Genomic DNA, 26458 nt, shown 5'->3' with positions numbered 1-26458 from the left:
AAGCACCTGCCACCAGGTGTGAAATTTTAGAGGATTTCATGTGTTACGGATGTCTATAATTGTTCGTTAAGTATCTTTTCCAATTCGTCGGGCTCGGGAGATATGGCCAGAATGGTTCCTTTTTCGTCGATAAGGAAACCGCCGCCACCCGACTGGTTGAGCCCATTCTTGAGCCAGACATGATGCTGGTCGTTAAGTTCCAAAAGGTTCGGCCAAGGGTAACCGTCTTGTTTTGCAGCAGCCTCCATCCGTCCCGTTTCTTTCTCTCGGGCAATGCCAATCACCTGAAAGCCCTTGTCTTTATACTTCTCGTAAATGGGAACGACAGCCTTGGCATGCCGCCTACAGGGGCCACACCAGCTTGCCCATAGGTCGATGAAGACGACCTTGCCCTTATACAGGGACGACAATCTTACAGTGTTGCCGTTCGGTCCCCGCACTTCATAGTCGATATACGGTTTGCCCACCTGCAATCTTGAAGCCGCCACGCCGTAGGAGGCTTTCTGATGATAGGGATGGCCCGCCATATAGTCGGCATAGTGGTTCAGATAAAGCTCTATATATTTTTCCTGAGTCCTGGAAAATTGGTTGGAAGCGACCCCTCTGCTTATCTCGGCAAGCCCATAAAAGCATCTGTGGTTTTCATACCATTTTGCCAACTCCACATGGTAATCATCCATCAATGCGCCATACTCCGCCTCTGTCTTTCTGCCCAATTCCGAAAAACCGTCTTGGGGAAAGAGCTGCAACAAACTGTCCCGCTGCGCTCCCTGGGCACATTTCAACTTCTCATAAACCTCATAAACGATTGGTTTAAAATACTGCCTTGCCTTATCCAAACTATCTCTTTGGGCTGCTTTCCTTAAAAACTTAGGCTTGTAGCTGGAGTAAATAGAATCTTTATAAGTAGAATATTTAATCTTCATCCGGTTCTCCTTTCCATCCGATTCTATCCTGAAAGCATCATCGTCTCCATCAGCTGCACGGGGAATGACGATATGAACATTTGCATTCTCCACAATGAAGTTCGCAACGCGCATGCTCCCCCGTTTAAACTCGCTTAGCAAAACGACTTCATAGCACCGGAGTATATCTGTGTTCAGGTCGTACGAAAACCTGCCGTTCTGAATGTTCACGGTGATGAAATCGTTTACTCTCGGGTCTGTTCCGAGTTCGTATAAAATGACTTGTTTTTCTTCTTTGTCTTCTACTTCGCCGGTAATATGACAAGTAACAGGCTGGGCTGAACTCATGCAAAAGGCCGGCAGCAGTAAGGCGACGGCGAGAAACAGTTGCTTCATCATGCAAATATAAAAGGTTATGGGGTGGATTCTTTCGGCCGGTTACCGTCCAAAAGATGCTGAATGAAAGCGTAAATGTCTGAGTCGGGGGTGTTGGCATACCTCAAGATACGCCCGTCTGGCGATATGAGCACCAGTGTTGGAAAGGCGTTGACCAGATAGTCTTCCGTGACCTTGCAGTTTTTCGGAGCAAAGACGTTGTGCCAAGGCAGATGGTTTTCCTGCACCGCCTTGCGCCATCTCTCCTCATGGTCATGGCAACTGATGCCGATGACGACCATCCGGCCCTTGTTTCTTTCGTAAAATTCTTTCAGTCCCGACAGTCCTTTCAGGCAAGGCATGCACCAACTTCCCCAGAAATCCAGCAGGACGTAACTGCCACGGAAAGATGACAATTGGAGTTCCGCACCATGAATATCCGTCAGCTTAAAGTCCTTGGCCGGCTGCCCCACAAGGGTCGGCTGGCTTTTGCCCCGCGATTGTTTGGTTTGAACAGCATGCAGCATCCAATCAAACAAGGGGCGCATCCGCCCATTCCGCACCTCGGGCGAGAGCAAGTCGAAGGCTTCTTGCAGCTTTCTTTCATCCATGACAAAACTTGTAACGTAGTCGGTAATCAACGTTACACATGCCTCATCGTCCCTGTTTTGCTTGACATAATCCAGGATGGCCGCATATTTATCCTCGCTGTCACGATAGGCAGACGACCTGACAAAGCGGCGTGCCTGGGCATATTGCCGGAAGAAACGTGTTCCCTCCATCTCGCTGTAACTCTTGAAATGCAGAGATTCGCCGGGGAGAATGACAAAGCGTTCGGCCCAGTACTCACCCCTCCTCTCCAAAGACACAGGAGTCGTGACGTTCATGATAGCCGGAGAGTTTAGCTTTACGTCATAGCTAAACCGGTCGTGCTTCATCAGTACGGTATCTGCCATTTCCCTCCCGGAACCGCATTCCGTGACAAATACCAACAGCGTGTCGCCCCAATTGCGGCATTCGGCCGTGACGCGGCACACGCTTTGGGCGGATACCGACTGTAGGAATAAAACCAAAAAGATGAATGCAAACAATCGCTTCATGGCTGTAATCATGAGGGTTGGTATATGGCACATAAGACAATTGGTTCTTGAGACCGTCTTGGATGAGGTGATTTCGACGGGACTCGAACCCGTAACCTACTGCTTAGAAGGCAGTTGCTCTATCCAGTTGAGCTACGAAACCAGTATGTTTTATAATAACCCCAAGCTCCTTTTATTGTACGACAGCCGTTGGCTTGGAAAGCTGTAATCCTCATTCGACAGAGCAATTGCACCGTCCCTGAGCATTAGGACGGTGCAAAAGTACGTAATAAAATTGAGAAAGGACAAGGCACCCAACGGACGAAGACGAATATTAAGGGAAATTAACTTATCCTTTAACGTGGGCGGATTCCGGAAGCAAGTGCAAAGTTAGACGAATATCATCCGTCCTCATGCCGGGTGCACAGCTGTTGTTTCCTGTGCCCTTTCATTTCCGAATGTATTTGTTGCCGTCAATAATACAGACCCCTCTCCATGTCTGTGACAAGACACGCTGACCATTCAGATTGTAAACGGCCGGAACACCCTTGCCTGTTTCCGGATTGTGTCTGTGGATGCCCGTTGGCGAGCCTTCGTCCAGCGTAAAGCTATAGCTGCCCGAACCCAACACCACTTGGGTCTCCGTGTCACCGTAGGTCACGGAGAACACACCGTTCTGACCGGCCGCAATGTCCGCGCCGTTCTCCTTAAGCACCTTGCCTGAAACCGTGGGTAGGGCGACGGTGGCCGTGGTGCCGGCAGGCACAGTAAACTGAAAACGATAGCCGTCGGCGGTGCGCTGCCATGCCGAACGGATGGTGCCGTAGGCGCATTGCGTACTGACATCCATGCTGTTCAGGTCGGCCGGGATGTAGGGGCGTATGTCAAAGGTGCGGAAAGCATCCCCTGTATTCTGTATGCCGCCCAGCTGCGTGTAGAACCATTCCTCGATATGGTCCATCATGCAATGGTTCTGCGAGAAAGCCCCCACGTCCCAGTATTCGGGCGTGGTGGTGTAGCCCTGCACAACCCAATAGCCATACGACGGGCAATCGGTCTGCTTGGCCATCTGCCACACCACATGGTTGTAACCGTATTTGGCTAACGACATGAAGACTGGCTTCAGGGCTATCTCGCCCGTTTTTACCTTGTAGTTGTCGGCCTCCACCCGGGCGGCCAGCACGTCGGCCACCGCCTGCTCGTCGCCGTCGGGCACCAAGCCGTAGTAAAGCGACATGGCCTGTTCACCCTGACGGCCGCCACCACCGCTGACGCCGGTGTACCGATGGGTCGCAGCCGTGTAGAACTTTGCATTGAAAGCCGCCTTGATGTTTGCCGCCAAGGCGTTGTAGGTGGCGGCATCGCCGGCATGTCCCAATTCGGCAGCCATCTCGGCCATTACCCTCACCAAATAATAATAGGTGGTGGTCTCCGTAAACTCGGTGGGCACCAGCGGCGACACGCCGGCTGTTTCCTGTCCCCAGTCGCTGAGAACGCTGAACGAGTTGTTGATGATGTAGTTGGTTGTGTTGGCCGTGTAGTGGTCCAACAGCGATTTCATCTGCCCGTAGTTCTGCGTCATCAAGCTCTTGTCGCCATAGTAGCGCCAGTTGCGATAGGGCACCAATATGGCCGCCCCGCCCCAGTTGGGGTCGTCGCCATAGACCTCCATATAGTAGGGAGCCACCGACGGCACGCGGCCGTCGGCCCGCTGTGCGTCGAAGCAGTCCATGACCACTTTCTTGTAAAAGTTCTGCATCTGGAAGTTCATATTCAGCGACACGTACATTTCATTGGGCACGTCGAGCCATCCCAGCTTCTCACGATGCGGGCAATCGGTGATGCTGTTGTAGAGTTGCGAGGCAATGGCGTCGCGACAGATGGCGTGGATGTCGTTAATGAGCGGGTTGGAAGTCTGCACTGTGCCGTGGCATTCCATGTCGCTACGAATCCGCATGGCAGTGAAAGCCGATGCGTCGGGCTGCTCGTCGAGGCCTATGATTTGAAGATAACGGAAGCCATGGTACATGAACTCCGGCCCCCACTCTTCCTCGCCGTCGCCCTTGAAAGTGTAGGTCTCGTAGGTGTCGGCCGGCCCTGTGTAGTAGTTCTCCATGAAAATGGAGCCGTCGGCATTGAGACTCTCGCCGCAGCGAAGCGTGATGGTCTGACCGGCGCGGCCGCGCAGCCTGAACTTGTACTGTCCGGCGAAATTGCGACCGAAGTCGACCATGCGCAACGTGTAGCCGCCACTCTGCACGGTCTTTACGGTGGCGGCCTTCCATTGTTCCACCACCCGCAGCGGTTCGTACATGCGGCTACGGAGCGTTCCGAAGCCGCTCACCTTGGAATGGGGGCTGCAGAACTGCGGATTGCTGATGACGGAGGCCCGTGCCCAGCCGTCGATGACGGCCGGTGTAATGGCGGTTTCCAGCCGAGCGTCGTAGTCCTCGCCGCCCCACCAATTGCTGCCCAGCGTGGGCGACGGCGCCGTGCGCCAAGTGTTGTCGGTGACAATGCGCTCGCTGGTGCCGTCGGTGTACTCCACCAGTAACTCGGCTTTCAGACCTGTCTCGCCGTTATTCCTCACTTCGCCTTTCGAGAAACGTCCCGGCAGATAATCGATGTCGTAGATGCCGCCCGCCACACGCGCCAGCAGTGTATTCCCGCCATGTTGCAACAAACGGGTCACATCGTAAGTGCTGTAAAGCAACGTCTTCTCGTATTCACTCTCTCCTGGCTCCAAAACAGCATCGGTCACGGCATGGCCATTCAGCTGCATGGTGAAGACACCCATGGCCGAGGCATAGATGCGGGCGCGCTTCACGGCTTTATCCAAAGAAAAGTTCTTTCCATAATAAGGTACGCGCCCATCGCCCGCCTTGGCATAAGCCACCGTATAACTACGGTTGTCGGTAGCGGTCTCGACGGTGAATGCGGCAGGGAAATTGGCCGCAATGCTGTTTCCTCTGCCTACGGCATGATCGTTCTGGCGCGGATAGAGCTTGATCTTGGTGATGTTTATGACGCTGCCTAGGTCGGCCGTCAGCACGACCGGCACAGATGGATTCTGGTGTGTCGTCCAGCCAATGTGCGCACCGTTGCCCACAAGTCCGTCGTTGACGTATGCCACATCCCAGCCATATTGGGGCAGTGACCATGAGTCGGAAGCGGTAAAGGCAGCCGATGCCGCCACATTGGTTTCGTCCTCATAGATTTCCATTTCGTCGAGCTGCACGAAAGAATAGTTGGCATCTGTTGCTGCACGGAAGCCCAGTTCCGACACGTTCAGCCGCACATACCGGCAGGTGACGGGCGCATCGAACGTTATCACCATCGGGTCAAGCATCTGATGGTGCCGGCCTATCCACTGTGCCGTCCATTCGGAGGGCTGCATGAAAGCCGTCTCAAAGGTGGAGCCGGCCGATGCCGTTTCGCCATTGTTCCCAACAACAGTGACATTCCAAGCGTAGGCCGCACAACTTTGCAGGGCCGTACCCGCATAGGCAATGCCAAACTGCCGGACAGAACGGATGGTGCCCGAAGTCCAGACAGCATTGCCCGAAGCGTCGCGCACCGTGATGGCATACGACTGCTGCACGAAGCCACGCCCGGCATTCTCTATCTGCCAGCTAAAGGTCGGCATCGGCGTATCGATACCCAACGGCTGCTTCAAGTCGTTCACCCGCAGATGGCCGACCGTAACCGAGGCCTGGGCTGTGATGGCTACCAAGAGCAGCCATGCCATAGAAATGAGAGTCTTTTTCATCGGTGTTCTTGGTTTGGTTCCCTATTTGACAATGAATTTGCGGCCGTTGCGGATATACAGGCCCCTTTGGGGCAGACGGATCTTTCTGCCTTGCAGGTCGTAAACATATCCATTGCTCGTTTTCTCTACAATTGCACTTTCCCTAATGCCATTGACCTCTGGATGCTTGTAAGCAAGGGTGAAGTTGTCCCATACCAACCAAGTATTGCCGCTTGACGGCTCCTTGACGCCGATGGTGAGCGTACCGCCGCTGACATTGAGCGTGACTGAGAGACGGGCGTAGTCGGCATGGGCAGCCATCTTGTCGCGCTGGGTGTCGAAATCGGAGCCGGAACAGCTCTGCCTGACGACGGCCGTCTTCGTCTCGTTGCCGCAGCTGGCATAGAGGCAGCCAGTGTTGGGCCCCTCGCCATTGACAAGCTGGCAACTGACGGTGTACTCGCCATCGGGCAATCCCGCGATGGTCTGCGAGAAGTCGAAGTTGACAGAGTGCCACACCTCCACGGCACCGTTGAAGCGCTGGTTGCCCCACGTGCCGGCTATGGTCCAGCCCGTGCCGTCGACGGTAGCAAAGTCGGGGTTGACAATAAGCGAGGTGGCATCCACAGGATAGGCTCCGCCACCCATGACATGGAGCATGAAACTGTAGGCGACGCCTTGGTAAGTGGCCGTGACCTGGGTATCCTCCATCAGACTGGGCACCACGCAGATTGCCCCCGTCGTACCGTTGTCCCACGTGATATCGGCCGTATTGGCAAACGAAGGAACAACCAGCTTCAGTTCGGCCCGGCTGCCAGGCAGCAAGGTGGCCTCATTGGCGAGCTTGCTATTGACCGTCTGCTGGGCCGGCACAACGTTCAGCACGAAGCGGCTCTCACTGACGGCTCCGCTCTGGTTGGCATACTGACAGATATAGGTGCGGCTTTCCATTAACGCGGGGATGGTGACCACACTTTCCTTGGTGCCGTTGTCCCACAGAAAGTCGTTGGTCCAACCTGTTGCAGGGCCGGCATAGAGAATGACAGGGGTGCCCTCGAGCACGGTCTTTTCTGCCGTGCGTTCTATGATGCCACCAACGGTTACCTCCTCCGTCATCACGTCGGGGACGGCATCACCGCTGACCGCAATGGCAAAGGCCTGATGGCTGACGGCCCCGTTCGCAGCAGTGTAGCTGACGCGGTAGATGTAGCTACGGTCGGCCTTCACAGTGATGTTGCGCGTGGTTTCGCCCGTGTTCCAGAGCCAGCGGCCGCTGTCCTCGGCACCATCGGGCAGCTGCGGGACGAGCGTGACTTCGCTGCCGTCGGCGGGGATGGCCCTCGAGGGACACACCTCGTACTTGTATCCCAACCCGCCAAGGTTGGTCTGGTTGGTGTAGGTCACACCTTTATATATTATATCACCCGACAGGGGGGTGATGGCCTCTTCTGTCGTGACGGTGGGTCGCCAGCTGGTGAGGGTGGAAAAGCCGAGGGCATCGAAACCGCCCGAGTTCTGGCTGTAGTTACCCCCGCCGCCGTCGGGGCAGACCTTGGCACTGGCCTGCTCGGCATACTGCAGCTTGACGCCACGCAGCCCCTCGTAATAGCCGATGGCGCGGTCCCAATAGGGGCGGAACTCGCCCTGCCCACCAGTGTTGGGCCCTGTCTGCTGCCATCCTGCACCCATCGTGCCCCGGCAGTCGGCATAGTTGTAGTTGATCCACGGCAACGAGTTGGCGGCCACGCCACCGAAATTCATGGCAGCCACAAACTCTGTGCCGGCAGCGATACGGTCGTTCATATAGGCAAAGAGATCATCGCCCTGATTGAGTCCCACGGTACAGATGTCGAGGGCCAGACCGAGTGCCATCAAGGCATGTCCCTGGTCGCGGCCGCTCTCCTGCATCTGTCCGAGGAAACCCAAGGGGCCGCGCGTGTCGGGCTGCACCACAGGCACAAGATTGCCTATGAACTCGTTGCAGCCGTCGTTCAGGATGACCGTATTCTTCGACCGATCCTTATAGTTGCCCACGTGGTCGTACTTATAGAACGAGACACCCTGGTTGTACATGTGCACGTCGTCGCACAGAATGCCAATGCTCATCACGCAGAGCGCATTGCAAAGTCCCCAGTTGCTCCAGTAGTGGCCGGGGCGCGCGCCGAGATTCGAGTAGCGGGCGTTGAGCCACGTGTCGTGACGACGACGCAGAAAGTCGATGGCGGGATTATAGAACACCCTGACTATCCACCGTTTGAACTCCTCGAAATCCTCTCTGCTCCAGCCGTCGTAGTCGCGCATCAGCTCGGCAGCGTTGGCCCACTCATGGCCATAGATGCCAGCGGCCAGAGAGACATTGGTATCGCCGCCCAGCCCTTTGCACACCCTGGCCCACTGCATCATGATGCGCACGGCGGCATCGGCATTGGCTTTTGTTCCGCCAATCTTCCAGCGCAGGGCGTTCTGGTAGGCCATAGCTGCCCCACGGGCACAGTTCATGTAGTTTTGTCCACTGCGCCCGCCACGCACAACCGTCTCCGTGGGCCATGTAGCCACGTCTGCCTGCGCATATCCATTGGCACAGAGGATGTCCCATGCTTTCTTGATGCGTGTGTCGCCGTTGGCCAGTAATTGCTTGGCCCGGTCGATGTCTGCCTGCGAAACGATGCCACCGGGGTGGATGAATCCATGATTTTCTGTCCTCTCGAAGACCAGCTTGGGCGTGTAGCCCTGCGTGGTCTTGGCCTTGCCGATGGCGGATTGGAGCGAAGCCACATAATCGTCGAGCAGCGTCTGTGAGGCACGGCCCGACTGGATTTCCTTTTCGGCAATGCTGACAGCATCCTGCAATTCTGCGAGGGCATTGGGTGCATAGCCTGTGGCTGCCGATGCGAGGAATGTCTTGCATTCCCCGACCGTCTGCCGCAACAGAGTGAAGTCGCCCGGTACACCATATTTATATTCATCTTCTATCTCCGCAGCCACGGCGGCAAGCGCTGCCACTTGCCCGTCGCCGAGCGCGGTGTCGTAGACCCGAAAGTCGCTGACAAGCGTCTGCTTCAGGTAGCTGTCCGATGCGAACGGCGGACGGCCTATCCAGTTATAGGCCGGTACGGCGGTCAGCGCATTCTTCAGTACGGGCATGTTGGATGCCTGTCCCACGCGTTTGCCATCGACAAACAACTCGCCATGCCGGCCGCTTTGCCGGTAAAGCATGTGCATCCAACGGCCTTTGGACGACTCGCTTCCCGTCTGTATGCCGGTCTCAGCACCCCAGCCGCCTGTCGATGTGGCCATGCGCTGGGCATTCAATCGATAGGCCATATAGGGCGAGGCCGTCTGCGTGTTGGCTGCCGACTGCGAGAAACACCACAGGAAATAGCCCGCACCCGAGAGCGATGCTTTCGCGTCCACACGATAATAGACCGACACGGTAAAGTCGGTAAGGTTTCTCACAACCTCACCTGCATTCTTGGTCATGTCGAGATAGCCCGTACCGCTTCCCAAGTCGAGTACGTGGCGGCGGCCCATCTCCACCACTTTGGCCTCACCCATGAGCTTGGCCGTCACGCCCGACACTGGGTCGGTGACGCTCTGGCCCGATACATTCTCGAAGTTGAACTGCATTCTCAGATTTTCTTCCTGTGCGTTCGCAATGCCTGTCCAGACAAGCAACATCAGCGCGACAGCCAGCATTTTTCTTCTTTTTGTCATTTTGTTTTAGGTTTCCGTTTCTGTTGCAAAAATACGTATTTCGCTTTATTTTCCTTTTTCCCCATCGTCCAAATCCGATGGGCATCTATGTTTTCCTCTCTTTTTGTACGTTTATGCCCATCGTTTTTGAACGGAGAAGACGATTGCCAGTATATTTTTTGTAACTTTGATGCCTAAAACCGAGAAAGATGATACGCCTATGTCGAAGAAATTCTTGCTCCTGACCCTGTGGATGTCGTGGATGTCATGCCTGTTGATTGCCCGTGCCTTTGAAAGGCAGTGGACCGTGGCCGACGGACTACCCACGGGAGAGGTGCATCAAATCGTGGAACTGCCCAACGGCCAAATGCTGGTGAACTGCGAGGGAGTGTTCTGCCTCTCCAATGGCAGAGGATTCCTAACGGTACCATGCGACTACGGCCGAGCGTATCACCTGCCTCTTTTCTCTTTGGGCTACGGACAGCAATGGCAGGGCGACTCACTGCTGTGGCTGCGCGACTTCTACCGAGTCTATCTCTTCGATGCCCGCACAAGGTCGTTCCGCTACGATATGAAAAAGAGAATGTCGAAAGCATTGCTCAAGAACATTGTCCCCTCGTCGTTGACGGTAACCGACCGGCAGGGGGGAATGTGGGAAGGAACCATGCAGAACGGCATCCGCTACACATCGCCAAAACGACAGCATGCAAAGCTGATAAGGGGTGAGCATCCTTTGATCGACAGGGCCCGAAGCACCATCGACAGCCAAGGACGCATCTGGCACTGCAAGGCCAACGGGCTGGAATACGAAGCAAATGGCACCAAGAAGCACTATGACAAAACCAATGTGGCTTCGCTGCCATACAACCGCACGACTTTCATCACAGAACTTTCACATCGTTTCCTGCTATGCGACTCCCTGTGCGTATTGGGATATTTTCACCCTGAACGCCATGCGTTCGTGTCGCTCAACAACCGTCTTCCGGCACTGAAGCGTTTCCGGCATTTCGTAGGTGCCTGTCCGATAGACGGCAAGTGGGTGGCGGTCTACACGCAGAACGGCAGCTTTCTTCTTGACACGCAAGCGGACACGCTGGCCGCATTCCCCGGGGCAAAAGAGATAGAGCGATACAGCGACAAGTACAACTGCATGGTGCGCGACAACAAGAACAGGCTGTGGGTAGGAACGCAGAACGGACTGTTCAAGATAGAAAAAGAGAACTTTCCCCATCATCAAGCAACCGTGGATGGGAACGGGCGCACTTGTGAACGGATGGAAGGACTAGCCAACCATTGCATCAGAAGCCTGATACTCGATGCCAACGGACATGTGTGGGCAGGAACCTCGTGCGGCATCTCCCGCATTACGCCAAGCGTCATCAACTATGGCCCCGAAGACGACATCCCCGCCGTCAACATGATGGAACGCGCCGCCATGCTCGCCCCCGACGGCCGTCTCGTATTCGTTTATAGTGCTTCTGGTGCCGTAGCATTCCGTCCGCAATGGCTTGAATCCGCAAAAACGAAACCATTGGCTGTCGTTATCACTGCCGTCAGTATAGATGGCGATCCGCAGTTGTTAGAGAGACTGACACATGGAATGTCCTTTGCATACGATCAAAACAATCTCGCTTTCCAGTTCTCCGCCCTCAACTATGCTGCACCCTCGCACACCCGCTACCGTTATCGCCTGGCTGGCTTGGAGAAGAGCTGGCAATATTGTACGTATGCCGACGGCGGCTTGTGCGAGGTGGAATACCGCGCTCTGCCGCCCGGAGCCTACACATTCGAGGTGCAGGCCGCCATCGACGACAGTGCGTGGGGCGAGGCGACCCGACAACTGGTGACCATCCTCCCGCCATGGTGGCTCACCTGGTGGGCAAAACTCATCTACGGACTCATGGCACTTACAAGTCTTTTGACGCTTATGAGGCTATACCTCAAGCGCAAGCGTCGGAAGCTGGAGCGCGAAAACGACCGGCGCGTAAACCAACTCTTTGAACTGCGTGAGGAGGCCCGCCATCAATTTGCCGAAAACACCAGCATTGATCCTCAAAAAATAGGAGTGAACCATGAAGAGGAGGCCCTGGCCGAACGCATAGTGAAAGCCATAGAGGGACATCTCTCCAATGCAGACTACGGCGTGGACCAATTGGCGCAGGACGTCTTCATGAGCCGCTCGGCCCTGTACACCAAGCTGCGTAACATGCTGGGCATCTCGCCCGCCGACTTCATCCGCGACGTGCGCCTGAAACGTGCCGCCCAACTGCTCAGCGACACCAACATGCCCATCGGCGAAATTGCCGACCGTGTGGGCTATAACACCCACAAAGCTTTCGCCGCCAACTTCAAAAAGATGTTTGGTGTGCTGCCATCGGAATATAGAACCCCAACGCGTCATTCTCAAGGCCTTACCCGTTGACACGACAAATCTTGGGGGAATACTACCATTCACAACGAAACAAGCATCGAACTTTTTGCTAAACCGATTTGGACGTTTAGCTAAATTGCATATCTGAAATATCCTCTACTTTTGCATCGAAATGCTGCTGGCAGTGCTTCCAACCCCTTGGAAAGCAAAAAAATGCCTCCGGCAACGTTTCCAACCCCTTGGAAAGCCTAAAAATGCTTCCGGCAACGCTTCCAACCCCTTGGAAAGCCTAAAAAAGCTTCCGGCAACGTTTCCAACCCCTTGGAAAGCCTAAAAAAGCTTCCGGCAACGTTTCCAACCCCTTGGAAAGCCAAATGGCTTCGCATCAAGTCTGACCCAAACCACCCATTAGAGATTTGGGTCAATCAAGTTTCGTAGTTCCACGCCCCTATAGAGTCCTTGCGATTCACGTATTCCTTGTGCGCCCGCATCATTGGTTCATGATGACTTGTACTCATCACAATGCCATATTCGTCTGCCAACCTTGGATTGAGCGGGGAGTCTTCATTAAAGCGCGCATTCCACATCGCCGGCCACAGATAATTGGCATTCAGGCGAAGCAGCAGTTCAAAAGGGCGCGCACCGATGCAGCGCGTGGAGCCCATCGGGCATCCGCGATGACGCCGTAACGGCGATGCGACGACGGCGCAAACGCCACACGTTTACGGTGCAAAGGTCCCGCGATAAACGTGTTGTCGCTGTGCCTTTGCACCGTCTTTATTTCACCGTCCACGCGAAGAAGTCCGCCGGGTATTCCTCGGACTGTTCACCTTGAACCGGCTTACTGTCCCACTAAAATCCATGGGAATGACTCTTCCGCAAAGAGAACGCCCAAACACAAAGGGTGCATCGACAGACGAACCGTCGATGCACCCTCACTTGGTATGAAGCTCTCGTCCCACCACAACATGCAGGACAAGGAAGAATCTTAGTCAAGCCACTTCACATAGCAGAAGTCTTGACGGTGAGGCAGCTTGTCGTTCTTCGGGAACATGCGGACGCAACTGCGGAAAGAGCCGGCCTCGTCGGGCTCCACATTGAGCTCAAAGGTGTAGTGGTTGCCTTCGTGTCCCACCATCTTGAACTCATGGACACCATAAATCTTGCGGTCGGACGGATCGGTTTCGGGCTTCAGCACCACAAGTTCCAGCCCAACAGCATCGTCAAGCCCTTGCTCGTCAATGACATAGCGCATGGTATAGTTTACGCCCGTCTCGCCCCCATTGTCGAGCACACTGGTCTCCTTGCTCACCACGTGTATGCTGTCCCAACGCTCAACAACGGTTTCTTTCCACTGGGCAATCTCCTTGGCCAGGCGGTTGTCGTTGGCTTTCAGCAGGGCCGAACGCTCTGCCTCGCGGATATAGAACTTGTCATAGTAGTCGTCAAGCTGACGCTTCATCGTATAATGAGGGGCAATGGTAGCGATGGAGTTCTTGATGACCTTAATCCAGTTCTCGCTGTAGCCTTTCTTGTTCTTGGCGTAATAAAGCGGGATGATCTCACTCTCGAGCAGCGAGTAGATGGTAGCGGCATCCAGACGGTCCTGATAAGCCTGGTTCTCGTAAGTGCGCTCCTCGGGCAGAGCCCAGCCGGCATCCTTACGATAGCCTTCCACCCACCAGCCGTCAAGCACGGAGAGATTCACCACACCGTTCATCTCGGCCTTTTCACCAGACGTTCCAGAGGCCTCGAGCGGACGGGTCGGCGTGTTCATCCAGATGTCCACACCCGACACAAGGCGGCGGGCCAGCTGCATATCGTAGTCCTCAAGGAAGATGATCTTGCCCAAGAACTCGGGACGCTGGCTAATCTCATAAATCTTCTTGATAAGGCCTTGGCCGGCGCCATCGGCGGGATGGGCCTTGCCCGAGAAGAAGAACAGGACGGGATGTTCGGGATCGTTCACTATCTTGTTCAGACGATCCAAATCGGTGAAGAGCAGATGGGCACGCTTATAGGTGGCAAAGCGACGGCAGAAACCAATCATCAGTGCATTGGGATTGATGCGCTCGAGCAGTGACATCACGCGGGCAGGGTCGCCTTGATTGCGAAGCCACGTCTGTGTGAACTTCTCGCGAATATAGTCTACAAGTTTCTTCTTCAACGTGAGGCGCGTCTTCCAGATCTCTTCATCGGCCACGTCATAGATGGCATGCCAAATGTTCTCGTTGCTCTGGTCGTGCATGAAGTTGGGATCGAAGAACTTGTCGTAGAGCTTACGCCACTCGGTTGCCGTCCATGTGGGGAAGTGCACGCCGTTGGTTACATAGCCCACATGGTTTTCCTCGGGATAGTAGCCGTTCCAAATAGGAGCAAACATCTTCTGGCTCACCCATCCGTGTAACTTGCTCACACCGTTCACCTCCTGGCAAGTGTTGCAGGCGAAAATGCTCATACAGAAGCGTTCGCCGTGATCATCCGGATTCTGACGGCCCATGCCGATAAATTCGTCCCAGCTGATGCCCAGCTTGGCGGGATAGCCACCCATGTACTTGCCGAAGAGAGCCTCGTCGAAGTAGTCGTGGCCGGCGGGCACGGGCGTATGAACCGTATAGAGCGAAGAAGCCCGCACCAGCTCCAACGACTGGTTGAAGTTGAGGCCACTGTCAATATAGTCGCACAAACGCTGCAGATTGCAGAGTGCGGCATGGCCCTCGTTGCAATGGTACACCTGTTTCTCAATGCCCAGCTTCTTCAACGTGAGTATTCCGCCGATACCGAGCAGAATCTCCTGCTTTAGACGATTCTCCCAGTCACCGCCATAGAGCGAGTGTGTGATGGGCTTGTCGTATTCAGAATTCATCTCGTTGTCGGTATCAAGCAGGTAGAGCTTGATGCGCCCCACGTTGGCACACCACACGAGGGCATGCACTTGATAGTTCATATAGGGCACGTCAACAACCACTTGGCTGCCATTCTCATCAAGCACACGCTCGATGGGCAGCGAGTTGAAGTTCTGAGCATCGTACTGTGCTATCTGCTGACCATCCATCGAGAGGGTCTGCGTGAAGTAGCCATAGCGATACAAGAAGCCCACAGCACAGAGATCGACATTGGAGTCGGAAGCCTCTTTCAGATAGTCGCCGGCAAGCATGCCCAAGCCACCCGAGTAAATCTTAAGCACTTGGTTCAGGCCGTACTCCATCGAGAAGTAGGCCACAGAGGGACGTTTGCTGTCGGGTTTCTCGTCCATATAGGCGCGGAAGCTGGCATACACGTCCTTCACTTTCTTCATGAGGGCCTTGTCTTTCACCACGGCTTCCTTGCGGTCGTAACCCAGACGCTCCAAAAGCAGCACAGGGTTGTGCCCCACCTCCTCATAGAGTTTCTCGTCGAGACTCTTGAACAAGTTACGGGCCTGATAGTTCCAAGCCCACCACATGTTGTGAGCCAATTCGTCCAGACACTGCAGCTGCTCGGGAAGACGCGACTTAATTGTCAGCTCCTTCCATTGAGGAGCATTCGCATAATCTGCTTTAATTTTCATAACTACTTGTTTATTTAATTATAATGAATTGCTTTTCGGCCTTCGGCCTTGCGCAGGGCCACGTCGTAGGCCTGCTCGTAATACTTGATGAACTCGCTCCAGAGCGCACGTTTCGACAGCCGGTCGGCATGGCTGCGTGCCTCTTTCACCTGGCGGTCGGTCAGGTTGGAATAATGGGCAACCGTGTCTTTGATGGCATCGGCCACCTCCGAGTAGTTGTAGTCGGTACGGTGAATCACTTTCACGCCATCCTCTATCTCGCCGTCATGTCCCAATTCGGTGTTGACCCACAACCCGAAACCAGCCAGGTCTGTAGTGATGCAAGGCACCTTGAAAGCAATGGATTCCAGCGGTGTGTAGCCCCATGGTTCATAATAGGAGGGATAGATGCAGAGGTCGTTGCCCAGTATCAAATCGTAATATGGCATGTTGATGATGCCGTCTTCGCCCGTAAGATAGCTGGGCAGGAAGATGAGCTTCACCCGATCTTCCGGACGATTGTGCATATCGAGGAACTTGAGCATGCCCAACACTTGGTCGTGACTCATATTGTTGAGCCAGTGAGTCACCTCGGGCACCTCCAGCGGCATATCGAAAGTCTTCCCCGAAGCCAGTCGCTCCTGCAAGTCCTTGCGCGGTTCGCCTACCCAGCCGGGCACCTCGATAAAGGCCAACACATTCTTCTTCAGGTCGTGGTCACGCAGCAACCGGTTCATAGCCTCGATGTAAACGTCTACGCCTTTGTTGCGGAATTCATATCGGCCACTGGTCGACACTATGAGCGTATCGTCTCCCAATTGGGTACCCAGCAAGGCATTGGCCACGTCAAGCAATCGGCGACGCGCCTTCATGCGCTTGGCGGTAAACGATGCGCCCTTGGGCACGAAGTTGTTTTCAAAGCCGTTGGGCAACACCACATCCACCGGTTTGTCCAGCAATTCTGCACACTCGCGGGCCGTAATGTTGCTCACGGTAGTGAAGCAGTCCACATGGTGGGCCGTCTGCTTCTCTACAGAGTGCTTGCTCTGCATGTTCAGTTCAGCGGCCATTTGGTCACCGTTGTAGGCAAACAGGTAGTCATAGAGCGGCTTGTTGTTTCCAGCAATGCTGCGCCCAATGCTCGTGGCATGGGTGGTAAAGATAGTTGCTACTTCGGGCAAGTGCTTGTTGATATAGAGCAGCCCCAGGCCCGTCATCCACTCGTTGCCATGGTAAATCACCTTTTGCGAAGCATCAAGGTAGAACCGATAAAAACTCTCTGTCACTCGGGCTGCAGCATACGAGAACATGGAGGCTTCGTCATAATCGCCATAACCATGCAGACTGTCCACCTGAAAGTCGTTCCAACACTGGGTGTAGATTTCATCTTTCTCCGCATAAAAAGGTGTAAAGTCCACCAGAACTGCCACTGGCTCGCCTGGCACCGTCCAACGACCTACACGCACCCGCAGTCCTTCCGCCTCCGCCTGGTGCTGCCAGTCGGGGAAGAGCTGTACATCTTCAGAGAAATAGGGACAGTCGTTGTCTTTCCAACAGTCGGGGCCTATAAAAATAAGGTGGTCTCGTATTCTGTCCTGCAATGTCTTCGCTCGAGTGGACAGCACGGCATAGATACCGCCAACCTTATTGCAAACTTCCCAACTTGACTCAAAAATATAGTCGGGAAACAATCTGTCTTTTGCCATATCAAACCATTCTATGGCCACAAAGGTACTATAAAAATAAGAAAAGCCCAACTTTCGTTACTATATTTTTGTAAAAACTATGGCTTAATTGATTTAAACCATTAACTTTGCATCAATCAATAAGTTATCGGATATGAAAAAAGCATTGCCATTATTCCTTAGCCTACTCTTGTGTACGGCGGCCTTGGCCCAGCGGCAAAAAGCCCTCCCCGACTCCACCACTTTCAGGGGCACTCTGTATAATAAGGAGTTCGATGTCTACATGCAACTTGACCTGTACCATGCCAACGTCATCGTGCCCAACCAGGAAATCTACGGGCCACTGCCCGGATTCTTCGGCGACAAGCAGGATGCACGCAAATGGCTCTTCACCAAAGCCACCATCAAAAGTGCCAATACTGCCGAAATACAACTCATCAACGACTATGGTAGCGAAGACCTCACAGCCATGCTCATGCGGCAAAACGACACCACGTTTGTGTTGAAGCAAGAGGAGGGTAGCACCCTCAAGGTTGCACGCAACCGCAAATGGGTGAAGCTCCCCAAAAGCCTAACGTTCATTAAAAAATAGCTCTCCGCCACCTGTTGCACCAACGAAGAAGCCCCCATTCTCACGAATGGGGGCTTCGGCTTTTGTTTAGTAGTATTACGTATTATTATTGTAAGAGAGAGCTTATTTCATTGAGCGGACGCTTTTCCTGTCTTCCGTCCTGGTGGGTCAGCATGAAATAGTCATACCTTGAACTGCCGTTCTTGTACATCACCACTGCCACACTACCATCGCGCATCTGCAACGTGAAGTATCCCTCACGCTTGCCATTGACATACTTGCCGTGTAACTTTTCCTTTCCATTCACGTAGTAGGTTGTCACATCGCCGTTCAGAATGGTGTTGGCATCGTTTCCCAAATCCACGAAGCTGTAACCACCTTCTGCTTTCAGAGTGCCATTCATGTAGTAATCTATAAACACATCTTCCTTGTTCATGCCGACACCCTGCGTCATCAACAAGCGATAATAGGCTGCTTGGCTGGCGTGTCCCACATTGGTACGGTCGGCTGCATAATAGATGGTGTCTGCTACCACAGTAGCGGCTTCACTGACATGCTTGCGACCGAAGCTGGCAACGGTCATAAGCATCATGGCTGAGATAAGTACGAATTGCTTTATCATGACGTTTCTTGTTTTTAGTTATTTGGTTTCTTCTGCTGCAAAGGTATGCAAAAAAAACAAATCGCACGCTTTTCTTTAACACTATTTTATCATTATTTTTCGACCCAAAACAACCGTTATCAAGTCTGCCGCTTAAATTTAAAACTTTCATCCGAAAGACATTTAAACTATCAAAGTGTAAAATACAACATTTTCAACCAGCAGGAAATTCAAGCCACAACTTTCTTTTTGACACATCAAACTCACAATAGCAAGTACATCAAGAAAGTGAAAAGTTGGGCTCATACTTATAGAAAAAGTTTAGATTGTAAATTTTAAAGAACTTTAGTCAAGCCCCTTTTAACGATAACTGACAGGCAGGTACATGCGCACACACACAGGCATTCCATGGTGCATCCCTGGCATAAACGGTGGCATACCCTTGACCAGAGCAATCGCATGGCGGTCGAGTTCAGGAGTAAACGGGACCACTACCGTGGGGTCATGCACACGTCCATCCTTGCCTACTACAAAAGAGACCAGTACACGGCCCGGCTCAGAGCCGGCAGGCCTGTCCACATGGCCAAGATATTGTTTCAGCGCATCCTGTCCTCCACAGAACTGGGGAGCCTCATCCACCTTATTATATATAGTATCACCCTGCCAGGTTGAAGCGGGACTCACAAATGCTGGTGCAGGTTGGCCTTGCGCTTTCTTCTCCATCAGCCGACGACATTCCTTAGTCATTAAATAACGTACCCCGTCATAGGCCATGGACACCTCGTAGCCCAACTGCTGCCCCTCCGTCTGGCAATCCACATGAAATCCCACCCGGCGAGGCCGCTGCTCCAGCCACACTCCGTCTATAGACGCATGAAGCAACCGGGCATAAAGCTCGTCCGACAGCGGTGTATAGAGTGTGTCGAAAAACTCCTGGTACACATTTCCAGATTGTATGGTGCCCCGTCGAATCAAGTCTTCGGCATTCAGTACCCGATCCTGCACCATGTCGTAAACAATATAGGCCGTGGCTCGCACGGCTTTCACAGGAGAACTCCGCTGGGGCTCCTGACTCAACATCAACATATAACAGATCCATCTTCCCGGTTCATACGACTTGATGCGTGCCTGCAACGTCACATCGCAAAACCGATCGTCGGCCGGCAGAAAGGGCAATTGCCCTATCACCGGCTGGCCAAACTGTGCTTTGTAGGCCGCATAGGCCGAATCCAAGGTGCTTCCTTGCCCACCTAACAGCCGATCCACAATGGCATGACGCAGGGCCATGGGCTGACGATATTCCATTACCTCAGGCCACTCTATATCTGCATCCACTACCGTGAAGTCTGAGTCGCGCTGCAACAGCACATGTTCCTGCACATATCTCACTGCATATTGCAGTGGTGCTTGATATGCCGTCTGTGCATACAGTCTGGCCGGCATCAACAAGATGGCTATTGCAGCCATACATCCAAGGAGTTTCATACGTCGAATATTTTTCGCGAATTTACTATATTTCAGCGAAAGAACAAAGTTCCCTACAAAAAATCGGCGCTTCTACCTATAGTATTTCCAGCTGTTTTTACTATGTCACATCGTGCGCAGCTAATACCATACCGCACGTTGATAGGCATTACATTGCACAAAAAACACGACAGGGCTCCATCCATATTGGATGGGGCCCTGTCGTTAGGGTCAATGGGACTCTATGCCATCACTTCAACAGAGCGTCAAACTTCTCCTGATACTTGTCCTTGGCAGCGGCACCGACAAACTTGTCGACCAGCTGGCCACCCTTAAAGAAGAGCACGGTGGGAATGTTACGCACGCCAAACTCCATGGCGATGTCGTCGTTGTCTTCCACGTTACACTTACCCACGACGAGCTTGCCGTCGTATTCTACGGCCAGTTCGCTCATAATGGGACTCACCATGCGGCATGGACCACACCACGTAGCCCACAGGTCCACGACCAAAGGCAACTCACCGTTCTTATAACTCTCGAAATTCTCGGTTGTGATTTCAACTTCCATTTGTATTCCTTTTTTGAATAAACTTTATGTATTGTAAATGTAAGCAATTGGTTTCTGCCGAACAAACTTTGTGCCAAAGATGCCCCACAGCTACATGGCGGACAGCCCATATCAGAACTCCACCACCCGACTGCCATCCTCGTCAGTCGTAATGGTCACCTTAACGGCATCGCCCGGCAGAATGTCTTCTATAAGCTCCGGCCACTCCAGGAAGCACAGGGCACCACTGTAGAAATAGTCCTCGTAGCCCATATCATACACCTCCTCCAGCTTCTTGATGCGGTAGAAGTCGAAATGGTAGATCAGTTCATCGGTAGTCGCCGAACGATATTCGTTGACAATGGCAAACGTCGGCGACGTAATGACATCCTCCACCCCAAGCTCCTCGCACACTGCTTTGATAAAGGTCGTCTTGCCGGCACCCATCTTTCCATAGAAAGCAAAGACCGTACCCTCGCCCATCTGATTGACAAACTCACGTGCTGCTTCGCGGATATGCTCCAAAGATTCAATCTTGATTTGCATGCTTTAAATAGTATATTTTAATTTTTGCGTTCGTCCTGCGCAGTACTTAATTCACGGTATAGCTCATATTATCATGTTCCTCCACATACTCCACGAGCTTCTTTCCCACCTCTATTTGACGGTTGCGGGCATGGAGCAACACGTTGGTATTGTTCTCCTCATCGTTGATGTTGAAGTAGAGACTGGTCTTACCCACACTGCCGCCCACCATCGAGAGAATGTCGTTCACCACGGTCTCGTCAATGGTCTTGCTCTTCACATTGATGGTGAACCGCTCAATGCGGTCGTCTTTTACAGTTTGCAGATATTCGATGTTCTGGATAGTCATGCTGTAGCTCTGGCTGTTGGCAAAGCGTTTGCCGCACTTGGCTGTGATGAACACCGAGCTGCCTTCGATCAGCCTACTGCCCCAACGGCCCCACTCTTCGCCAAAGAGCGCCAACTCGCCCGGCCCATGGAAGTCTTCCACCGTAACGATACCAAAAGGTTCGCCACGCTTGTTGAACCGCTGGTTCACATTGGTCACGATACCGCCGAAAGTAATCTCCTGACGGGCCGACAAAGCCTCATAGTTCTCACGGCTGCCAGCCTCTGGACAAGAAGTGTTGCACAGGTTGTTGAGTATAAGGGCAAACTCGTCCAGAGGATGTGCCGACAGATAAATGCCCACCAAGTCGCGCTCGCGCCCCAGCTTCTCAATGCTGCTCCAAGGCTCGGCCTGCCCCGGCTGGGGCATAGCTACAGGAATGTCCGACACCATACCGCCAAAGAGTGAATTGGCGGCCTCGGCCTTGTCCTGCTGGTATTGCTGCCCAAAGCGCACCAGACTGTCAAGAAACACTTCCCCGCGCTGGTTGGGAGCCATATACTGTTCGCGCATCAACCCGAAACAGTCGAAGCCGCCGCTGAAGACCAGACTCTCGAAAGCCTTGCGGTTCACATCTTTCAGATTCACCCGCTCGGCAAAATCGTAAATATCCTTGTAGGGTCCATTGGCTTCGCGTTCGCGCACGATGGCTTCGGCGGCGGCCGCTCCCATGCCCTTGATGGCCGAGAGCCCAAAGCGTATCTCTCCTTTCTTGTTCACACCAAACTCCACATAGCTCTCGTTCACGTCGGGCCCCAGTGTGGGTATGTGCATGGCCTTGCATTCCTCCATAAGCTTGGTGATTTCCGTAATCACCGAGAAACGGCGCGTCATCAGTGCGGCCATGTATTCAGCCGGATAGTGGGCCTTGAGATAAGCCGTCTGGTAAGCCACCCAGGAGTAGCACGTGGCATGCGACTTGTTGAAAGCGTAGGAAGCAAACTTCTCCCAGTCGCTCCATATCTTTTCCAGAATCTTGGGGTCGTAGCCGTTGGCCTCGCCTTGTTTCAGGAATTTGGGCTTCATGGCATCAACGATGGCCTTCTTCTTCTTGCCCATGGCCTTACGCAGGGCGTCACTCTCTCCTCGGGTGAAGTTGGCCAGCTGACGTGAGAGCAGCATCACCTGCTCCTGATAAACGGTGATGCCATAGGTGTCTTTCAGATATTTCTCCATGCAGGGAATATCATAGGTCACCAGTGTGGGATCGTTCTTGCGCCTGATGAAGTCGGGAATATAGTCCATGGGGCCCGGTCGGTAGAGGGCGTTCATGGCTATCAGATCCTCGAACACCGTGGGGTGCAGCTCGCGAAGATACTTCTGCATGCCCGGCGACTCAAACTGAAAGGTGCCGACAGTCTGGCCCCGTTGGTAGAGCTGATAGGTGAGCTCGTCGTCGATGGGGATATGCTCGATGTCGATGACATCGCCCGTGGTCTTGCGGATTACCTTGCAGGCCTCCTTGAGCTCCGACAATGTCTTGAGCCCGAGAAAGTCCATCTTGATAAGTCCAGTGGTCTCAATCACGTGTCCGTCGTACTGGGTCACGGCACACTTCAGCTCCGGGAAGTCGGGGTCGTCGGCCGTAGACACCGGTACCCAGTCGCTGATAGGGTTGCGGCAGATGATGAAACCACAGGCATGGATGCCCGTACCGCGCACCGTTCCCTCCAATTGCTTGGCATATTTGATGGTGTTACGTTCGCGTGAATCGGCCGAAGCCTCGGCCTCGCGCAGCTCGGGCGTATAGGCAATGGCATTGGACAGGTTCATCTTTTTGCCATCGGGCAACCTGTCGGGGATGGCTTTCTTCAGGAAGTTGGCCCTGTCCAGCGGCAGTCGCTCCACACGTGCCACATCGGCAATGGAGTTCTTGGTGGCCATACTGCCATAAGTGATGATATGCGCACAGTTTTCTTCACCATACTTGTCCATCACCCAGCGCAGCACGCGGCCGCGCCCGTCGTCGTCAAAGTCGGTGTCTATATCCGGCAGGTTCACGCGGTCGGGGTTCAGAAAACGCTCGAACAGCAGGTCATACTTGAGCGGATCAATCCTCGTGATGCCCAGACAGTAGGCCACCACCGAGCCGGCGGCCGAGCCGCGGCCCGGTCCTACCCACACGTCGAGCTCGTTGCGCGCGGCATTGATAAAGTCCTGCACAATGAGGAAGTACCCCGGGAAACCCATCGTCTTCATCACGTGGAGTTCAAAATTGATGTGTTCCCGCACATTCTCGGGCAGGGGGTCACCATAACACTTGCGTGCACCGTCGTAGGCCAGCTTGGCCAGATAGTCGGCCTCAAACTTGATGCGGTATATCCTGTCGTAGCCGCCGAGTCGGTCTATCACGCCCTGGGCCTCGGCCTCAGGCAGCGGGTGCTCGCCGTTCTCGTCGGTGGTGAACTCATGATAGAGGTCTTGCTCCGAGAAGCGGCGGCGCCACTCCTCCTCCGTGCCAAAGCTCTCGGGAATGGGAAAGAAAGGCATGATGGGGCCGTGGTCGATGCTGTAGGTCTCCACCTTGTCGAGTATTTCCAGCGTGTTGGCCATGACTTCGGGCATGTCGCCGAACACCTCGTTCATCTCGGCACGCGTCTTGAACCACTCCTGTTTGGTATAGACCAGTCGTGAGGGGTCGTCAAGGTCCTTGCCCGTCGAGAGACAGAGCAGGTGGTCGTGGGCCTCGGCCGTGTCCTGGTCTTCAAAGTGGCAGTCGTTGGAACACATGAGCTTGATGCCATACTCACGGGCAAACTCAATGAGCACCTTGTTGGCTTTCTGCTGCAAGGGGAACACCTCCCGGTTGGCACGCAGCGACGGGTCTTTCACCTCATGACGCTGCAGCTCCAAATAGTAGTCGTCGCCAAACACACGATGGTACCACTCGCAGGCCTCGCGCGCTCCGGCAATATCGCCTTTAAGGATCTTGGAAGGCACTTCGCCGGCAATACACGCCGAGCACACTATCAAACCCTCGTGATAACGCTCCAGATCCTCGCGGTCGGTACGGGGTCGGTAATAGTAGCCGTCCACCCACGAGCGGCTCACCAACTTAATCAAGTTCTTGTAACCGCGATAGTTTTTGGCCAGCACGATAAGGTGGTAGCCGGAGTTGTCGCCGGCGTTCTTGTCCTTGTCTTCCTTGCGGCGGTGGGCCACATACATCTCGCACCCGAAGACGGGCTTGAACGGCTCCAGCCCTTCAGCCTTGCGCCTCTTGTTCACCGAGGCGCAATAGTCCGAAAATTCCTTGATGCCATACATCACGCCATGGTCCGTAATGGCCATGCCGCGCATGCCGTCGCTGATGGCTTTGTCCACCAAGTAGGGCACTTTAGACTGTCCATCGAGTATCGAATAGTGCGTATGTACGTGCAAATGCACAAAATCTTCCATTCTCTGAGCGTTTTGGAGCGGTAAAGTTACCGCTAAAAACCGATATGGCCAAAAGAAGCATGCGAAAAATTTGCGGTTTAAACAAAAAACCTTTACCTTTGCAACGAATTGAGCATACCCTTTTTTCAGCATGGGCAAAAGAATAAAGAAACTTAAAAAAATCCGTATACACCGTGAGGGCACAGACACATTGCTCTACGGACTTCTTTCTTTTATCGTCATAGCTGCCGGTCTATGGTACGCATTCGACACCAAATGGCCTTTCTGGGCCTTTGCCGTCGTCTTCGGCACAGCCTATGCCATCGTCGTCAACTTCTATCAATGTCCCATCCGATACCTCAATGTGGAGGATACCGACAAGCTGGTCGTGGCCCCCGCCGACGGGCGCGTGGTGGTGATCGAGGAGGTCGAGGAGAACGAATATTTCCACGACCGCCGGCTGATGATTAGCATTTTCATGAGCCTGTTCAACGTGCATGCCAACTGGTTCCCCGTAGACGGCAAGGTGAAATTCGTGCGCCACCAGGACGGCAACTACCACAAAGCATGGCTGCCCAAGGCCAGCGAGGAGAACGAGCGCGCCGACATCATGATAACCACCGACGACGGCGAGGACATCCTCTGCCGCCAGATTGCCGGTGCCATGGCCCGCCGCATCGTCACTTATGCCAAGGAAGGCGAGGACTGCTACATCGATGAGCACCTGGGCTTCATCAAGCTGGGCTCGCGGGTGGATGTCTTTCTGCCCATTGGCACTGAGGTATGCGTCAAGATGGGGCAGAAGACCACGGGCGACCAGACCATCATTGCCAAGCTGAAATAGCGACTGCAACTTTCAAGGCAACTGCCATGAGCATCAAGAAACACATTCCCAACACCATCACCTGCTGCAACCTCGTCTCGGGTTGCATCGCTACTTGTTTCGCCTTTTTCCATGAGCCCACGCTGGCCCTCCTGTGGATCGTCATTGGTGCCGTATTTGATTTCTTCGACGGCATGAGCGCACGTCTGCTCCATGTGTCGTCGCCCATCGGCAAAGAACTCGATTCTCTGGCCGACGACGTGACTTTCGGCGTGGCTCCCTCCACCATTCTCTTTTCGCAATTGCTCGTGATGGACTACCCCTCGTTCCTGCAGCCGGTGTCCGACTACGTGGCATTCGCGGCCTACATCATGGCTGCTTTCTCGGCCCTGCGCCTGGCCAAGTTCAATCTGGACGAGCGTCAGTCCATGGGTTTCATCGGTCTGCCCACCCCGGCCAACGCCCTGTTCTGGGGGTCGCTCATCGTGGGCGGGCACGACGTGCTGGAGAGTTCGCCCTGGATGTCTATGGCCTTGCTGGCACTCATGCTGGTGAGCTGCTGGCTGCTTGTGGCCGAGATTCCCATGTTTGCCCTCAAGTTCAAGCACTGGGGCTGGCGGGGCAATGAGGTGAAATACGTGTTCCTGCTCTCCTGCCTCCCGCTACTGGCCATTTTTCAAATCTCGGCCTTTGCCGTGATTATTGCGTGGTATGTCGCCCTCTCCGTGGGCGTCAACCTTTGGAGCAAGCGGGCTTAGGCCGCCAATCCCTCCTCA

At 53.9% G+C, this 26458-nt stretch carries 15 protein-coding genes, 1 tRNA gene and 1 pseudogene; 4 read left to right on the top strand and 13 right to left on the bottom strand.

What is annotated here, in order from left to right:
* Positions 1–53: 53 nt before the first annotated feature.
* From PREDE_RS01995 to PREDE_RS01975, 5 genes are all read right to left on the bottom strand, one after another.
* A complete protein-coding gene (locus PREDE_RS01995; RefSeq protein ID WP_005843830.1) occupies positions 54–1304 on the bottom strand; it encodes a TlpA disulfide reductase family protein in 1251 nt (416 codons plus the stop codon).
* Positions 1305–1318: 14 nt separating this feature from the next.
* Positions 1319–2380 (bottom strand): TlpA family protein disulfide reductase, encoded by a 1062-nt coding sequence (locus PREDE_RS01990; RefSeq protein ID WP_005843832.1) that lies wholly within the window; start codon positions 2378–2380, stop codon positions 1319–1321.
* A 68-nt stretch (positions 2381–2448) separates the two neighbouring features.
* A tRNA-Arg gene (locus tag PREDE_RS01985) sits at positions 2449–2522 on the bottom strand.
* A 285-nt stretch (positions 2523–2807) separates the two neighbouring features.
* Positions 2808–6128 carry a family 78 glycoside hydrolase catalytic domain gene (locus PREDE_RS01980; RefSeq protein WP_005843834.1) on the bottom strand — a complete coding sequence of 1107 codons (3321 nt, stop codon included), beginning with the start codon at positions 6126–6128 and terminating at the stop codon, positions 2808–2810.
* Between the two features lie 21 nt (positions 6129–6149).
* A complete protein-coding gene (locus PREDE_RS01975; protein ID WP_235777466.1) occupies positions 6150–9821 on the bottom strand; it encodes a LamG-like jellyroll fold domain-containing protein in 3672 nt (1223 codons plus the stop codon).
* Positions 9822–10020: 199 nt separating this feature from the next.
* Between PREDE_RS01975 and PREDE_RS01970 the strand changes: the two genes are divergently transcribed.
* A complete protein-coding gene (locus PREDE_RS01970; RefSeq protein ID WP_015298382.1) occupies positions 10021–12222 on the top strand; it encodes a helix-turn-helix domain-containing protein in 2202 nt (733 codons plus the stop codon).
* A 383-nt stretch (positions 12223–12605) separates the two neighbouring features.
* On the opposite strand, the pseudogene PREDE_RS01965 reads toward PREDE_RS01970, so the two are convergent.
* The 3 genes and pseudogenes from PREDE_RS01965 to PREDE_RS01955 all read right to left on the bottom strand — a co-directional run.
* Positions 12606–12803 (bottom strand): annotated as a pseudogene (locus PREDE_RS01965) (glycosyl hydrolase 115 family protein); the annotation flags it as partial.
* A gap of 356 nt (positions 12804–13159) precedes the next feature.
* Positions 13160–15721: an alpha-glucan family phosphorylase gene (gene glgP, locus PREDE_RS01960; protein ID WP_005843840.1), complete on the bottom strand. Its 2562-nt coding sequence runs from the start codon at positions 15719–15721 to the stop codon at positions 13160–13162.
* 14 nt (positions 15722–15735) lie between these two features.
* Complete coding sequence (locus tag PREDE_RS01955; protein WP_005843841.1) at positions 15736–17406, bottom strand: glycogen/starch synthase; 1671 nt, start codon at positions 17404–17406, stop codon at positions 15736–15738.
* 133 nt (positions 17407–17539) lie between these two features.
* Here PREDE_RS01955 and PREDE_RS01950 point away from each other — a divergent pair, with 133 nt between their 5' ends.
* Positions 17540–17977, top strand: a complete 438-nt coding sequence (locus PREDE_RS01950) for a hypothetical protein (RefSeq protein ID WP_005843842.1) — start codon at positions 17540–17542, stop codon at positions 17975–17977.
* Between the two features lie 85 nt (positions 17978–18062).
* On the opposite strand, the gene PREDE_RS01945 is transcribed toward PREDE_RS01950, so the two are convergent.
* From PREDE_RS01945 to dnaE, 5 genes are all read right to left on the bottom strand, one after another.
* The gene (locus PREDE_RS01945) at positions 18063–18578 is read right to left on the bottom strand and encodes a toxin-antitoxin system YwqK family antitoxin (protein WP_005843843.1); all 516 of its coding nucleotides are present in this window, start codon (positions 18576–18578) and stop codon (positions 18063–18065) included.
* 339 nt (positions 18579–18917) lie between these two features.
* Positions 18918–20042, bottom strand: coding sequence for an energy transducer TonB (locus PREDE_RS01940; RefSeq protein ID WP_005843845.1), 1125 nt, complete (start codon positions 20040–20042; stop codon positions 18918–18920).
* Positions 20043–20271: 229 nt separating this feature from the next.
* A complete protein-coding gene (gene trxA / locus PREDE_RS01935) occupies positions 20272–20589 on the bottom strand; it encodes a thioredoxin (RefSeq protein WP_005843846.1) in 318 nt (105 codons plus the stop codon).
* A gap of 111 nt (positions 20590–20700) precedes the next feature.
* Positions 20701–21114 (bottom strand): tRNA (adenosine(37)-N6)-threonylcarbamoyltransferase complex ATPase subunit type 1 TsaE, encoded by a 414-nt coding sequence (gene tsaE / locus PREDE_RS01930; RefSeq protein ID WP_005843848.1) that lies wholly within the window; start codon positions 21112–21114, stop codon positions 20701–20703.
* A 46-nt stretch (positions 21115–21160) separates the two neighbouring features.
* On the bottom strand, positions 21161–24880 hold the full coding sequence (gene dnaE / locus PREDE_RS01925; RefSeq protein ID WP_015298380.1) for a DNA polymerase III subunit alpha: 3720 nt from the start codon (positions 24878–24880) through the stop codon (positions 21161–21163).
* Positions 24881–25010: 130 nt separating this feature from the next.
* Here dnaE and PREDE_RS01920 point away from each other — a divergent pair, with 130 nt between their 5' ends.
* Entirely contained in the window at positions 25011–25703 is a 693-nt protein-coding gene (locus PREDE_RS01920) for a phosphatidylserine decarboxylase family protein (RefSeq protein ID WP_005843852.1), read from the top strand.
* 26 nt (positions 25704–25729) lie between these two features.
* On the top strand, positions 25730–26440 hold the full coding sequence (locus PREDE_RS01915; protein ID WP_005843853.1) for a CDP-alcohol phosphatidyltransferase family protein: 711 nt from the start codon (positions 25730–25732) through the stop codon (positions 26438–26440).
* Positions 26441–26458 lie beyond the last annotated feature (18 nt).

The sequence above is a fragment of the Prevotella dentalis DSM 3688 genome (genome assembly GCF_000242335.1).
Taxonomy (GTDB): Bacteria; Bacteroidota; Bacteroidia; order Bacteroidales; family Bacteroidaceae; genus Prevotella; species Prevotella seregens.
This window is presented reverse-complemented; position numbering and strand designations above follow the sequence as displayed.